Here is a 13,830-nt window from a genome sequence, read left to right as displayed (position 1 = left end):
CGTTATACTTTTTCCTCTACAAGCAATGGATGACTTTTCCTGTTACCCTTCTTACCGTTCGCCGAATATCCTTCCTTCTCATCCGACACAAGTTCTGCCCAGAGTTTGTTCTGCTGTTCGAGGAGATCGAGCGAAAAATCGATAAGATAGATAGTGTTGTGATTTGATCGATAGAGCCTTTCACCGACCTTGATCAGTTCACGGCTCGTGTCTTTGAGTTTTGACGAAAGCTCCGGATCGACTTCCCTGCTGATCGCGCTGATCGTCACTGTCCCGACATCTTTTTCCAGATTGATGGCGATGTCGTCCATATAGGAATGTCTCGCGGCCTGATTTCTCTTGAGTACCTGCACGATCCTTTTCATCTTCTCGGTATTCACCGACAGATTTTCGATATCGTTCTTCATCAGGTATTCCTGTTCGATCCGGGAGAGTTCAAGAAGCTCCCTGCAGACCGACGCCTCTTCGTTCATCATCTCGCAGAGTTCCTCGACCCTGTCTTCAATATCCTTGCTTCCCAAGATCCTTACGGCCATCTTTCCTCGCCTCACTTTCTATCAACGGCTTTCTGGCCTTTGTAGATTTCATTCAATGAAATCATCCTGCTATTCGTATTTTGATCATTTTCAGATCCAATCTTCATAAAGCGATCTTTCTTTCCAAGTGGAAGGGCCTCTCGCCCGGTATTTCCCGGTAACGCTCCCGGAACAGTCGCCGCCTCACCACCCTGGCCGCGATTGAACCTGTCCACAAGGACTTCGGAAAGGCCAAAACCTCCCCGCTTCGTGAATTCGCTGGCAAATTCGCCCTGCATCATCTCTTCGTAGATCTTTCTCGGGAACGATTTCTCCACCATTCCCTCATCCGACACGGTAGAATGCATCAGTTGAAAAAACTGTCCGATCAGTATCGATTCAAAATCCCGGGCTGCTTTTTCCAGGCTTTTCGTACGCGCGGCGCCGGATGACTCTGCCTGAACCGGTCTGATCTGCGGATTCATCTGTATCTTCATCTCGCCATTCCTTTTACATGATCACCAGGTCGGCCTTGAGGGCTCCCGCGATCTTTAGCGCCTGAAATATCGCTACCATGTCTCTCGGAGTTATCCCGAGTTCATTCAGGGCTGAAGCTATATCGCTGACGGTATTCGATTTTCTTATCGCGAACAGCCTCGCTTCCTTGTCCTCTACCTTCGTCTCTATCTCTGGAACCACGATTGACTGGCCCTCGCCGAACGACATCGGCTGGCTCACTCCGTAGTTCGCCTTGATCTCTACCTGGAGATTTCCATGAGCGATCGCGACTTCGTCGATCGAGACGAGGCCACCGATCACCACTGTACCTGTCCTCTCGTTGATCACTACCCGCGCGACCTTGTCAAGAGTGACCTCCATCCTTCCGATATCAGCGATCATCGCTACCGGATTCAGCTCATACTCCGGTGGGACCCTTACTTCTATCGCCCTGGAGCTCACCGCGTAAGCGAGCTTTTTCCTGAGAGTGATATTTATGATATTCGTTATGTTCGTCACGGACTGGTAATCGGGATCGTCGAGAGTAAGAGTGAATTTGTTTCCTTTTGCCAGCTCGCATTCCTGCTCTTTCCTTACTATCGCTCCCTGTGGGACCCTGCCTACAGTGGAATGATTCTTTCGCAGGACATTTCCAGCTCCGGCATCGATATTGAATCCGCCGATTGAGACTGCTCCCTGCGCTATGGCGTAATTGGACCCGTCGAACGCTCTGAGCGGAGTCAGAAGAAGCTGTCCTCCCTCGAGGCTGTTCGCATCGCCGAGGGAAGAGACTGTGACGTCGAGCCTCGTTCCGACAGGAGTAAATGGCGGCAATTCAGCGGTGACAACGACCGCGGCGACGTTTTTCACCTTGATATCATCAGCTGATACTGTCATTCCGAGTTTTTCAAGCATGCTTACTATCGAATTTACTGTAAAGGCGCTCTTGCTCCCGTCTCCGGTGCCGTTAAGCCCCACAATCAGTCCGTAACCTATAAGCTGGACATTGTTGACGCCGGCTACCGAAGTCACATCCTTGATCCGGACCGTTCCGCAGACCCTGACGGGCATGTAAAGATGAAAGAGGATCAGGAGAAAGACCGTCAGAAGAACTCCCCTGTAATGATTCCTGATTGTTCCGTGCAATTTTTATACTTCCTTTAAAAGATCCAGTTTATGAGTTTCGTGAGGATCCCGGGTTCGTGCCCGGAATCAACTGTGCCTTTTCCGTCATACATGATCCTCGCGTCGGCTACGTAAGTCGACAGGATCGTATTATCAGTGCTGATATCCCTTGAACGGATGATGCCGCTGAGCGTTATCCTCTCGCGTTCCCCGTTTATATTGACCTCCCGGTTGCCCTCTATCAGATAATCTCCGTTTTCGAGTATCTCGGTTATTCTCACCGTCACCCGCGCGGAGAGCTGTCCAGCCCTCGATGTCTTGGCGTCCCCCTTGTACTTGTTCTCGCTCGTAAGCCCCCAAAGGGAGATAAAGTCAAGGCTGCCGACGCCCGGACCGCTTGTCGCTTCCGCTTTTACCTTGGTATCTGTCTTCGCGCTGCTTGAAGCGGATGACTGTTCCTGAATGATCACAGTAACGACATCACCGACCCTGTATCCCTTGAGGTTCGAATAGAGTGAACCCTCATCGCTGTCCCACAAGGGGCGCTGGGAATGAGCGACCGAACTTATCGTCACAAGGAAGAGAACCGCCACGATCATACTTTTCTTCATAATCTCTACCTGCCCGCTTCCGACCCCGGAGGGGATACCTTCGCCTTGTCTACTACCTGATACTTATCGATCTTTCCAGATGCCAGGTTCCGCACAAGTACCATGTCTCCGATCCATCCATCCTCAAGAGAGACGCCGTTCGCGCTGACAACCATGAGTCCCCTCGAGATCTCGACCTTGACTGTCTGACCTTTCATCACTACCGGAATGCGTTCGATGGCTTTGAGAGGTATCATATCGCCGCTCCTTATGTAGCGGTCTATACGCATTCCTCGTATATCAGCCGGGTCCGTCACTGGCAGCTCGCCGCAGACGGCAAGATCGGCCTCGACCCATTCGATATCACCCGTTTCGACAACTTCGCCTCTTTTAATATCCCTTGCCGCCACGGCACACCTGTCGACAAGATGGAACCTGCACCCCGTGGAATATCTTCTTTTAAAACCGTCTTTGCCGGTCAGAGTAAAAGAGACTACCTGGTATCCATGTATGTTCTTAGGAAAATCGATCTCAAGAGCGAGCTGGCCGGGAGGTGTCATTATCGATGATGGAAAGTTTACGATCTCCATTTCTATTCTTTCAGCGCCTTCGCTCCATTTTGATTCTTTGAGGGCGGAGGCCATATCTTTTTTCAGTAAGTCGAGAAGTTCATCGCACTTCTCAAACATCAACCGTTTTACCTGTACCCTCGTATTGCCAGTCAGCTCGATACCAAGGGATCTGACGCGGTCGGCGATGAAATTCCTTGAAAGGCTTTTCTGCGATCCCCAGGGCGGTGACTCGGCGATTACCGGATCGTCCGACCCTTTCAGAGGCTCGACTACGAGATCAGAAAGCTTCAGTAAAGTCATTTCGGTCACAACGATCTCCCGAAGCGTGTAGACTTCGGCCGAAGCAAGCGCGCTACAAGTAGAAAGCATTACCGCTACAATTATTAACGCCCCGTTTTTTCTTTTCATGGCAGAGATTCTCTATCGTTTAAGGTTGGCGGCTATACCAAGCATCTCTTCCGAAGTCTTCACCGCTTTTGAATTTATTTCATACGCCCTCTGGGCCGTTATCATCCCGATCATCTCTTCGATGACGCTGACGTTACTCATTTCGAGGAACCCCATCTGCATCGTACCAAGCCCCTCTTCTCCAGGATTGCCCAGTACCGGCGTACCGCTCGATACTGTTTCGACAAAGAGATTGTTTCCTATGCTTTTCAGCCCTGCCGGATTCTGGAAGCGCACAAGCTCGAACCGGCCAAGATCAGCGGGTGTTTCTTCTGCCTGAAGAAGGACTGAAATCATCCCGTCCCCCGCAATCATAAGGTCTGTCGTCTCTCGTGGAAGAGTCAGCGCGGGCTCTACCTGGAAGCCGGACGCGGTGACGATATTTCCATCGGAATCGAGTTTCAGGGATCCATCGCGGGTATAAGCGTAACTCCCGTCCGGAAGCAACACCTGGAAGAACCCGTCACCGGCGATCATCATGTCGAGTGGATTCTCCGTGTTCATCGAAGAACCCTGTTGGAACACTCTCGTCGTCGCCGACAACCTCACTCCATGACCGACCTGGTTGAATGAAGGTTCGGCAGAGCCGGTCAATCGGGACGAACCGGCCGGAGCGACGCTTTCATACATGAGGTCCTGGAATTCTACCCGGGATTTTTTGAATCCAGCGGTGTTAACGTTCGCGAGATTATTGGCGATATTGTCGATAAATATCTGCTGGGCCTGCATTCCCGACGATGCTGTCGATAGTGCTCTTATCATGACTTATTCTCCCTGATTATTCCTGTCATTGCCCTTTTTCCGCTTTCTTATCTTATCAACCGGTCTTTCCCACGGTCGATGTCAGCATATGTAATATCTCGTCTTCCGATTTAAGCGCTTTCTGACTGATCTCATACGCTTTAAGCGCGGTTATCATTTCCGTCATCTCCGAGATGACCTCGACATTGCTGTTTTCCAGAAATCCCGAGAGTACTGTTATTTCTTCAGGAGCCAGGTCTGTCGGTGAAATGTCGTCCGGAGCGGTAAGAAGCGAAGACCCCGCTTTCTCAAGACTGGAAGTCTCATCAAAACGGACGATCCTCAACTGCCCGGTGATGATTCCATCGACGCGGATATTGCCTTCTCTTGAAATTTCTATCTCGCCCGGAGGTATGGCGATACTGCCGGCGACAAGTTGTCCGTTGCTCGTGGCCAGATTTCCCTCGGAGTTGACTGTAAAGGATCCGTCTCTCGTGTACATCTCACCTTCATCCGTCTCTATGACGAAAAATCCATCACCCTGTATCGCGACATCGAGCGGCCTTTCAGTCCTCGTCAGCTGCCCCTGTGAGAAGGAAGTAGCGACTTTCACGATCGTATCGATCAGGCCGGAGTCGGTCTTCTGCTCCGCAAAGACAGCAAAATCCTTTTTGAATCCAGCTGAATTTATGTTTGCCAGGTTGTTGGCGATCATGTCATTTCTGGCCACCTGATTTTTCATCGCCCTGGCGGCCATCGATATTCCTTTAAGCATAGTTATCCTCCATTGCGCTTTATACACGGCAAGAGATATGCCTGTGGGACTATAGTCCCCCCCGAAAGCCTTTGAATACCGTATTGCTATTAATGAATTGATGTTACATGGACCACGCGGTCGAGGCGGCAAAAAACCCCGTTCAGTCCAATGATTAAGGGGGGGAAATATTTTCTGTGTTCCGGAGGAAATTACTTCAGGAATTTATTTCAAATGGAAGTTGTGAATCAGGCTTCTATTTCGACTGGAACGTCCGATTGGACAATCTCGCTGTCCCTGGCGCCCGGGATCCAAAGACTGAAGGAACTGCCTTTGCCTTCAATACTTTCTACTTCTATCCTGCCATTGTGAGCGTCTATGATCTCTTTTACGATCGCGAGCCCGAGACCTGTTCCCTTGATCTTTTTCTTTTCGGCATTATCGAGCCTTTTAAATCTTTCAAAGATTATCTCAAGCTCTTCCGGAGACATTCCTATCCCGTTATCTTCTATAGCTACACACACGCCTTCATCGAGCCTTCCGCACCTTACCGATACCGTACCGCCTTCATCGGTATATTTGATCGCGTTTTCAACGAGATTGATTATGACCTGCTCAAGCTTATCCTTATCGGCATTTATAACAAGCCGAGCGGGATTATTTTCATATTCAAGCGTTATATTCTTATTCTGAGCCAGAAGCTTTATGCCGGTCACCGTATTGCTGACCAGTTCCGCCACGTTAAAATCCACATTATGGAGTCTTACGAATTTGTTCTCGAACCTCGACACTTCGAGAAAATCATTAACAAGTTTTTTCAGGGCTTTTCCCTTGTCCTCCACTCCTCTTAGAAATTCTTCCTGGAGATCCGTGAGCTCGCCTGTTTTACCTTCCAGTATCAACTGGGTGTACCCCAGTACGACACTGATCGGAGTCCTCATCTCGTGAGCCATCATCGAGTAGAATTCGGATTTGAGTTTTTCAGCTTCCTTTTCAGCAGTGATATCCCTGAATACTATCGCTCCGCCGACATCTTCTTCCATGTCGATTCTGACCCGGCTAATATCGACGATATAATGCCTGATATCTATTCCGCCGTTATTGATCTCGATCTCCATGCCGGTCGCTTCCCTGCCGTTTTCGATGTGATCGCACAATTCCCTTACATGCTTCGAATCTGGCAGAACATCCTTTATCGATATCTGGTTGATCAGCTCGGGAATCAGTCTGAATCTCAGGGCGGCGATCCTGTTATAAAATACGAGCAACCCTTCCCTGTTCACTATGAGGACGAGATCGCTCAGTATGTCTATAAGCGTACCGAGCTTGCTTTTTTCGTCTATGATCATATTACGGTTTCGGCCCCACCTGAGAAGACCGGCGACTCTGGCGAGAACTTCAGCCTCATCGGAATCCTTCACTATGAAATCTTCAACGCCGGCTTCAAAGAATGCGACCTTGTTCTCTGTTTTATTGTCATCGGTGAATACAGCCAGAGGGATAAGCGATGTCTGTGGATAACGCTTGAGTATCGCGCTCGCTTCGAGGCCGTTCATCCCCGGCATATTGAGATCCATTATTATCAGGTCGGGGGAATACTCCAGGGCGGCCATCACTCCGGCCTGGCCGTCGTTTCTTAAAATCACGTCATATCCGTTTTCGATCAGGATACTTTTCATCCGCTCCCGTATCGTGCTCGAATCATCGACTACAAGTATCAATTCCCTGTTTTTCATCCAATATGCCTCCGCATTGCAATACTTATAATCTTTTTCGCACAAATCGCCGGATACTTTAGCGAATGAATGGAAAAATCCTAGGAAAAGGCGCTCTGGAGTTTTCTTAGACGGAACTCCACGAGCCTCCTCGATGATGGATCGATGATGGCGAGTTTTTCATATATCTCTACTGCCTTGTCAGGTTTATTCATCTTTTCACAGACGAGCCCGAGATTAAGGTAGGGATGAATATCCTGCCGGTTATTCTCGATCGCCCGCGTAAAGAATGCTATTGCCTCGGCATACCTGTCGCGTTTAGAGAGAAAACATCCAAAGGCATTGAGTGCCGCGCCGTTTTGACCGTCCTTTTTGATCACCGCTTTTAAATGCCTCTCCGCTTCGGCATCTATGCCGAGTTTACCCAGGATGATCCCCAGATTCACTTCGATCTGCATGTTATACGGGGACAACCGGTATGCTTCGGTAAAATATTCTCTGGCCCTTTCCAGTCTCCCCTGTTTTTCATTGAGGCAACCGAGCGAATTGAGTACTTCGGAATTATACGGATTCATCGATATGATCGATTCATAGACTTTCAAGGCCTCATCGATCTCCCCCTTCAGCTCAAAGACTTTTCCCGAAAGAAATGTCAGACCTTCATGACCGGGATATTCCGACAAAGCTCTCTCGACCACCTCGCCTGCTTTTTCAGCCATCTTCATCCGTGTGTATATATATATCGATTTCAGGTAGACTTTCAGATCGGTGCCGGGAAGAAACCTGATCTTTTCAAGCGATTCGACCGAGTCCTCCTGATTGCCCTGTCTGAACAGAATATCGGCATGGATCACATGAGACTGCGCCATGAATGGATCCAGCTCGAGGGAACTGGTAATATATTCAAGGGCTGAGTCGAGATCATCGACCATGATCGAAGAGGTCGCAAGGTTTCGTAGAATATTGGCGTTCCTAGGATCGATCGACAAACCCTTCTTCATCGCTTTCAAAGCTTCTTCCGGCTGCCTGTTCTCGTTATAAGCCACTCCGAGATTGTTATACAGATCGGGTTTTTCGCTATTGATCAGGACCGCCCTGGAAAAGGAATCGACAGCCTCATCGATCCTGCCCTGGCGCAGAAAAGCCAGGCCTTTCAGATTGAGGAACTCCCAGCTCTCCGGAACGATATCAAGGCCCTTGTCGATCAGATGAAGAGATTCTTCGGCGTTTCCGAGTCCGAGCATCTGTGAAGCAAGTTCGAATATATATTTGGAATTTCCCGGGTTGGCTCCGAGCTTCTTCTCTCCGAGGGAAAGATACATCCTGTGTTTTCTGTTCATCCTCTCGGAATCCTTCATCCTGCCATAATGGTGGATGATAATATCCTCGACCTTGATGATCGGGATCCCGGTGCTCGCGAGAGATCTCTCCACGTCCTCATGTACCTGACCTTCATACCTTACCAGCTCCGTGTTCCTGAACAGCCTTACCTGCTGGCTTTGAAAATACCCCAGCATCTCCCTGTTCATCCTGGCGTCATCGTCACAGCGCTTCCAGCCGAAAGTGTCCGAGTCGTTCGTATATGTCCACTGCTCAAACATGAAAGCCGCTTCGGGATATTGGCGGATCAACCTGGCGATCCTCGAATGATCCTTTTCCTCAATGATCTCGTCGGCGTCAAGGATCAATATCCACTCGCCCGAAGCCTTACTGATCGCTCTGTTTCTCGCCTCGCTGAAATCATTCCGCCATTCGCATGTAAATACACGTGCTCCGAGTCTTTCTGCCTTTCTGGCAGTATCATCGACCGATCCCGTATCGACGATTATGATCTCATCGGCAAGTCCCTTTACGCTTTCAATAGCATTCTCTATGAATTCTCCCTCATCCCTCGTTATCATGCAGCATGAGATGACCGCTTTCTTCCGGTTCCTTATCGATTCAAGGTCTATTATGATTTCGTTACTGTTTTTTCCTGACATCGATATACCTTTCACTGCCAACGCCCCGCCAGGACACATTGCAGGTTACTGTTTCCTTTTCACATCCCGGATTTTTTTATGGAAGTTACTTCCATCGAACCATTGTAATGCGCTGAAACGCCGTAATCAGTCACTTCAAACCCGCAGCGTTCAAGGATGTTCTTTAAAGAAGCGAAGGAAAAATAATTAAGATGCTCACAAACCCTCTTCATCGGGTCTTTGTCTTTCATCATGATCGAAAACGCGCTTTCAAAGTTGGGCGTCGATATCCATAACAGCCCTCCGGCGTTCAACGACCGGGCAGCTCGTTCTATCGCTTTCACCGGATCGATAATGTGTTCGAGGACATCTCCCATGCAGATGACGTCATATTTTTCAGAAGTCTCAAAAGAGGAAAAATCAGCGCATATGACCCTTACACCGAGCCTTTCAGCGACTCTTCCGGCGTGGGCCGGCCTTATCTCAAGACCAGAGGCATCAAAACCGAATTCGCCGGCCACGGCGATCATCTCACCCGCTCCTATTCCCACATCAAGGAATCTTTTTCCAGGAGCGCGGCGATAGAGGGTCGAGACCACCGTCCCCAACATCGGTATAAGACCGGGATTCGGTGATTGATATTGTTTGTTGTCTGAACCGGAAAGGACGCTCGTGAGATCGTCGGGCCGGGCGGAAGCAAAGAGGTGATTGCATTTCCCGCAATACAGCCACAGACGGACCGGATCAAAACCTTCGTTGAAATCAGCGTTGGTGACCATGTTATACGCCCAATGAGGTTTTCCCTCTCCCTCGCAGAGAGGACATCGATCGGTCTTTCTCATATCGTTCTTTTTATATCTGTAGTCATGGAAGGGATGGCTCTCGGCGGTGATCCGTGAAGCGAGACGGTAATCGATGATGAAGGCGTTGATATGGCAGTTATAGGAGAGAAGAGCCCTTCCCATACGGTTCTCTATCTCTCCAAGGCGAAAGAGAGCGACCGATTCTATCCCTTTTACCTCTATCAGTTTTCTGTACAGCATGCCGGCACCATTGTCCTCACCGGCGTCAAGAAGCCTTTCAGCCTCCTGAAACTGTTTGAAATGATCGTTTTCATTGATAAGAACCTTTTGCGTCACCATTATTCTCCCCGGGTTCTCTGTTTATAACGACAAGTCACAGATTGAATGACAACAAGAGATGTGCCATATTACCTTCTATTAAAGAGAGGGCAGGCCATATCTTTGCAATTAATCTTATCATGTTGTTTTAGTAGTTGTTACGCCCTGCCCCGATCAGCGCCCGATGCCTCCGGCGTTGATCAGGGTAAATAGATTCCTGTCTCCCGAATAAGAATTTCACGGTCGAAGGGAAAATAGTTCCTATCAGAAAGATTTTTGTTCTGATATATATTCAGTAACTGCGGCGGGCGAAAGGCAGGACCATTTGTCGCCCCTGTCGGTAAATAGCTGTTCGATCATTCAAAGGCGGATAAAATGAAACTTACTGTCGTCAGCGATTCTCACGACCACATTCAAAACCTTGACAGGGCTATGGAAATGGCCAGTCAGATCTATACAAGTCAGCTGCTCCATTGCGGCGACCTCTGCTCACCCTTCATGGTCGAACACCTTGCCCGTTTCCGTGGAGATGTCCATCTTGTCTTCGGAAACAACGACGGTGACAGGCTCACGATAGCGAGGTTGGCGGAAAAATATCCGAATGTAAATATCTATGGAGAATCCGGCATCCTGCGGACCGGCCCGGCAACAATAGCCTGGACTCACCTCCCGGAATTCGGCGCGGGCCTGGCCGCGACGGGTGATTTTGACGCCGTATTTTCCGGGCATACCCATAGAAGAAAATCAGTAAAGGCAGGAAAGACATGGCATATCAATCCCGGAGAACTGATGGGCCTGAGGGAAGCGCCAGGATTCGCCACCTTCGACCTCGAGACGTTTGAAGTGGAATATTACAACCTCTGGCAACCTTCCGGATAAGGATACCCGCTGGTCGATCGCCACATATCAACTTCCCGTCGAGCCGGGGTCGAATAGACCGCCGTGACCATTCGCCGCGAGAAACGAGAGCACCTCGTCGAGAGACGGGATCCCGGCTCTTCCTCCGGCAGCTCTGCATTTCATCGCCGCCACGGCGTTTGAGAAGACGCAGCACCCAGCCGTGTCGAGTCCCTGAAGCACGGCAAAAAGATAACTGCCATGAAAGACATCCCCCGCGCCGGTCGTATCGACAGCTTTTACATCAAAACCTCTGATCTCGATGACTTCACCGTCGACCAGGGCAAGACACCCCCCCTCGCCCACAGTCACGACAGCGGAATGAGGGCCGTATGAAGATAATTTTCTCAATGTCTGCGCGTGTCCTTCTCCGCGCGAGAACTGCCTGGAAAACGTTTCGCTTGTAATTATATGATCGCAGTAAGGAAGTATCTCCTCCACTCCCTCGCGCAGCGTTCCAGCATCGATAAGGACTTCTATCCCGTTCTCGCGGGCAAACCTGGCCGCGTGAAGAGCCGCCGCCGGTTCGAGGCTGTCGATGAGCAGCCCTCTGCTCTGGCCGATTATAGACGTGTCGACCTCGCCGGCTTCAAGCATCGAAATCGATCCCCTGCTCCAGAGTATCGTCCTCTCGGCAGTCTCTTCGTTCACCATTATGAACGCGAAATGCGAACAGCCGTCCTTTTCGATGACGATCCCGGAGATATCGATATTTTCTCCGGCAAGTTCCCTGGCCGACCTCTCTCCGAAGTCATCGTCACCGCGCTTTCCGATGAAAGCCGCGGTCAATCCCAGCCTCGCCGCCGTCACCGTCGCCGTAGCGGCTGGTCCGCCGCCCTGAACTGTCAGGCTGCTTAATTCGAGTTTTGTGTTTTCAACAGGTATACGCGGTACGAAACCTATATAATCGGTAGCTGAATATCCAAGACCTGTAATATCATATCTTTTCTTCATTTTATTTGACCAGAACATTCGCTCTGACATGGCATTATCCTGACCCCCGGCTGAACCGGCTCAAGCCTGCCTGTTTTCCCGCCCCTTCGAGCCCCCCCGGAATGCTATAAGGGATTCGATCACGAGCCAGACTACGAGAACAAGGATCAACACTCCTATTACAAGCAGAGGCCACTCCCCGTCGGCGAAATTCGACCTTATCCTCATCACCATCGCCGTCGAGGTCATGATCATCATCCCCACCATCGGTACCGCCGTATAGACGATCGGTTTTCCCAGCCTGTAAAGGAATAGTGAAACGGTCAACAGCCCGAGCGAGGCCAGAACCTGGTTCGTCGTCCCGAAAAGCGCCCATAACGCCAGTCCGGCCGGTTTACCGCCGATCGTCATGATACTGAAATAACCGATCCCGGCTATCGCGGCAAAAGCCGCTAAATATCTGTTCCTGAGAAGCCTGATACCGAGTCCCTCGCCGAGTTCCTCGATATTGTATCTTAAAAGCCGTGTACCTGAATCAAGTGTCGTCATGGCGAATCCGACCGCCATAACGACGATGAAACTTTTCGCTACTTCGATCGGAATACCTGTTTTAGAGACGAATACTCCAGCTCCATCTACGAAAGCCATCATCTTGGCGGTCAGCCCTGATGCCGCCTGCCAGGACGAATAATGCCCGTGCCATGCCGATCTCGTAACTCCCGATGTGCAGGCGAGGACGACGATCATCGCGAGGAGCCCTTCGGCAAGCATCCCTCCGTATCCTACGGGAACGGCATGCGTCTCTTTCATCAACTGCTTTGAAGTAGTTCCCGTCGCGACCAGGCTGTGAAACCCGGAGATCGCTCCGCACGCGATCGTGATAAAGAGAAAAGGAAAGAGAGGAGGAACACCGGTCGATTGATTATTGATTGCCGGCGCCGATATTTCAGGCCTGAAAATAAAAAGACCCACATACATCAATATCATACCTATGACAAGCTGGTAAGCGTTGAGATAATCCCTCGGTTGAAGAAGAAGCCAGACCGGCAGGACGCTCGCTATAAAAGCGTAAGTGATAAGCAGGTAGACCCAACCTGTCTGTCCGACGCCCGTGACAGGATAGTGGATCCCCAGCCATATTGAAAAAAGCATCAACACCAGGGCCACTATCGTAGCCATTGCCAGATTAACTCCCCTTCGATAGACTAGAAGACCGACGATGACGGCCAGGACTATCAGGACTGCCACGGGAACGACAGACTCTGGATGGTATGTATCGGAAAACAGGGTCGCTATGACCCTGACAAATGTCCCCATGCAGAGTGAAAGAGTAAAGAATATAAGCACGAGGAACAGCAGGTGCGCCCTGCGTCCCGCGAGCGACCTGGTGACATCACCGATCGAGTGCCCCCTGTTTCTGAGCGATACGAAAAGAGAGGTAAGGTCGTGGACTCCTCCCATGAATATCGAACCGAAAAGGATCCACAGAACAGCCGGAAGCCATCCCCAGATCACCGCGATCGCAGGTCCCAGTATAGGTCCGAGACCGGCTATCGAGGCGAAATGGTGTCCAAACAGAATAATCGGCCTGGTCGGCACAAAATCTATCCCGTCCTCCGATTCATAGGCCGGTGTCTTTCTTTCAGGATCGAGCGCGAGGATCTTTCTTCCGATAAATCTCGCGTAAACTCTGTAAGCAACCAGATAAGCTGCCAAAGTCGCGACAGCAACAGCAAGAGCGCTCATCATCTCCCTCCTGTCTTTTTCCTGACAGGCATTTTACATTGTTTCACGGGATAATTCAACTTTTCAGTCGCTCTTTTCAATGCCATTGAAACAGCTCCATCATTCATATATTTATGTGATACCGGAGTCCTGAACTCAACGAATCGATTGAGAATCGCTGATGATTCTATTAGTATGACATGATAGTGTTTTTTCATGACACTCCCCGGGCTCTG

Annotated in this window: 14 protein-coding genes; 1 reads left to right on the top strand and 13 read right to left on the bottom strand. The window is 50.1% G+C overall.

The genetic code is table 11. The features are described from left to right. Positions 1–2 precede the first annotated feature (2 nt). From flgN to JW814_10155, 10 genes are all read right to left on the bottom strand, one after another. The gene (flgN, locus tag JW814_10200) at positions 3–536 is read right to left on the bottom strand and encodes a flagellar export chaperone FlgN (protein ID MBN2071815.1); all 534 of its coding nucleotides are present in this window, start codon (positions 534–536) and stop codon (positions 3–5) included. Positions 537–547: 11 nt separating this feature from the next. Beyond that, positions 548–1,012, bottom strand: a complete 465-nt coding sequence (locus JW814_10195; GenBank protein ID MBN2071814.1) for a rod-binding protein — start codon at positions 1,010–1,012, stop codon at positions 548–550. Positions 1,013–1,025: 13 nt separating this feature from the next. Then, a complete protein-coding gene (locus JW814_10190) occupies positions 1,026–2,084 on the bottom strand; it encodes a flagellar basal body P-ring protein FlgI (GenBank protein MBN2071813.1) in 1,059 nt (352 codons plus the stop codon). Positions 2,085–2,173: 89 nt separating this feature from the next. Further along, entirely contained in the window at positions 2,174–2,749 is a 576-nt protein-coding gene (locus JW814_10185) for a flagellar basal body L-ring protein FlgH (GenBank protein MBN2071812.1), read from the bottom strand. 5 nt (positions 2,750–2,754) lie between these two features. Then, positions 2,755–3,708, bottom strand: coding sequence for a flagellar basal body P-ring formation protein FlgA (gene flgA, locus JW814_10180; GenBank protein MBN2071811.1), 954 nt, complete (start codon positions 3,706–3,708; stop codon positions 2,755–2,757). A gap of 12 nt (positions 3,709–3,720) precedes the next feature. Beyond that, entirely contained in the window at positions 3,721–4,509 is a 789-nt protein-coding gene (gene flgG, locus JW814_10175) for a flagellar basal-body rod protein FlgG (GenBank protein ID MBN2071810.1), read from the bottom strand. A gap of 55 nt (positions 4,510–4,564) precedes the next feature. Then, entirely contained in the window at positions 4,565–5,263 is a 699-nt protein-coding gene (locus tag JW814_10170; protein ID MBN2071809.1) for a flagellar hook-basal body protein, read from the bottom strand. Positions 5,264–5,490: 227 nt separating this feature from the next. Next, positions 5,491–6,978, bottom strand: a complete 1,488-nt coding sequence (locus JW814_10165; GenBank protein ID MBN2071808.1) for a response regulator — start codon at positions 6,976–6,978, stop codon at positions 5,491–5,493. 80 nt (positions 6,979–7,058) lie between these two features. After that, positions 7,059–8,939, bottom strand: coding sequence for a tetratricopeptide repeat protein (locus JW814_10160; GenBank protein MBN2071807.1), 1,881 nt, complete (start codon positions 8,937–8,939; stop codon positions 7,059–7,061). Positions 8,940–8,998: 59 nt separating this feature from the next. Next, positions 8,999–10,057, bottom strand: a complete 1,059-nt coding sequence (locus JW814_10155) for a class I SAM-dependent methyltransferase (protein ID MBN2071806.1) — start codon at positions 10,055–10,057, stop codon at positions 8,999–9,001. A gap of 357 nt (positions 10,058–10,414) precedes the next feature. On the opposite strand from JW814_10155, the gene JW814_10150 reads away from it, so the two are divergent. Continuing rightward, positions 10,415–10,918, top strand: coding sequence for a YfcE family phosphodiesterase (locus tag JW814_10150; GenBank protein ID MBN2071805.1), 504 nt, complete (start codon positions 10,415–10,417; stop codon positions 10,916–10,918). A 27-nt stretch (positions 10,919–10,945) separates the two neighbouring features. On the opposite strand, the gene JW814_10145 is transcribed toward JW814_10150, so the two are convergent. Genes JW814_10145 through JW814_10135 form a run of 3 tightly spaced genes read right to left on the bottom strand, consistent with a single transcriptional unit; the run spans position 10,946 to position 13,812 of the window. Next, entirely contained in the window at positions 10,946–11,920 is a 975-nt protein-coding gene (locus tag JW814_10145; GenBank protein ID MBN2071804.1) for a sugar kinase, read from the bottom strand. A gap of 30 nt (positions 11,921–11,950) precedes the next feature. Next, on the bottom strand, positions 11,951–13,618 hold the full coding sequence (locus JW814_10140; protein MBN2071803.1) for a carbon starvation protein A: 1,668 nt from the start codon (positions 13,616–13,618) through the stop codon (positions 11,951–11,953). Next, positions 13,615–13,812 (bottom strand): hypothetical protein, encoded by a 198-nt coding sequence (locus JW814_10135; protein ID MBN2071802.1) that lies wholly within the window; start codon positions 13,810–13,812, stop codon positions 13,615–13,617. The genes JW814_10140 and JW814_10135 overlap by 4 nt, the downstream gene beginning before the upstream one ends. Positions 13,813–13,830 lie beyond the last annotated feature (18 nt).

It is taken from the genome of Candidatus Krumholzibacteriota bacterium (assembly GCA_016932415.1).
Lineage (GTDB): Bacteria > Krumholzibacteriota > Krumholzibacteriia > Krumholzibacteriales > Krumholzibacteriaceae > Krumholzibacterium.
Note: the sequence above shows the minus strand (reverse complement) of the source record. Positions and strands in the feature narration are given on the sequence as shown.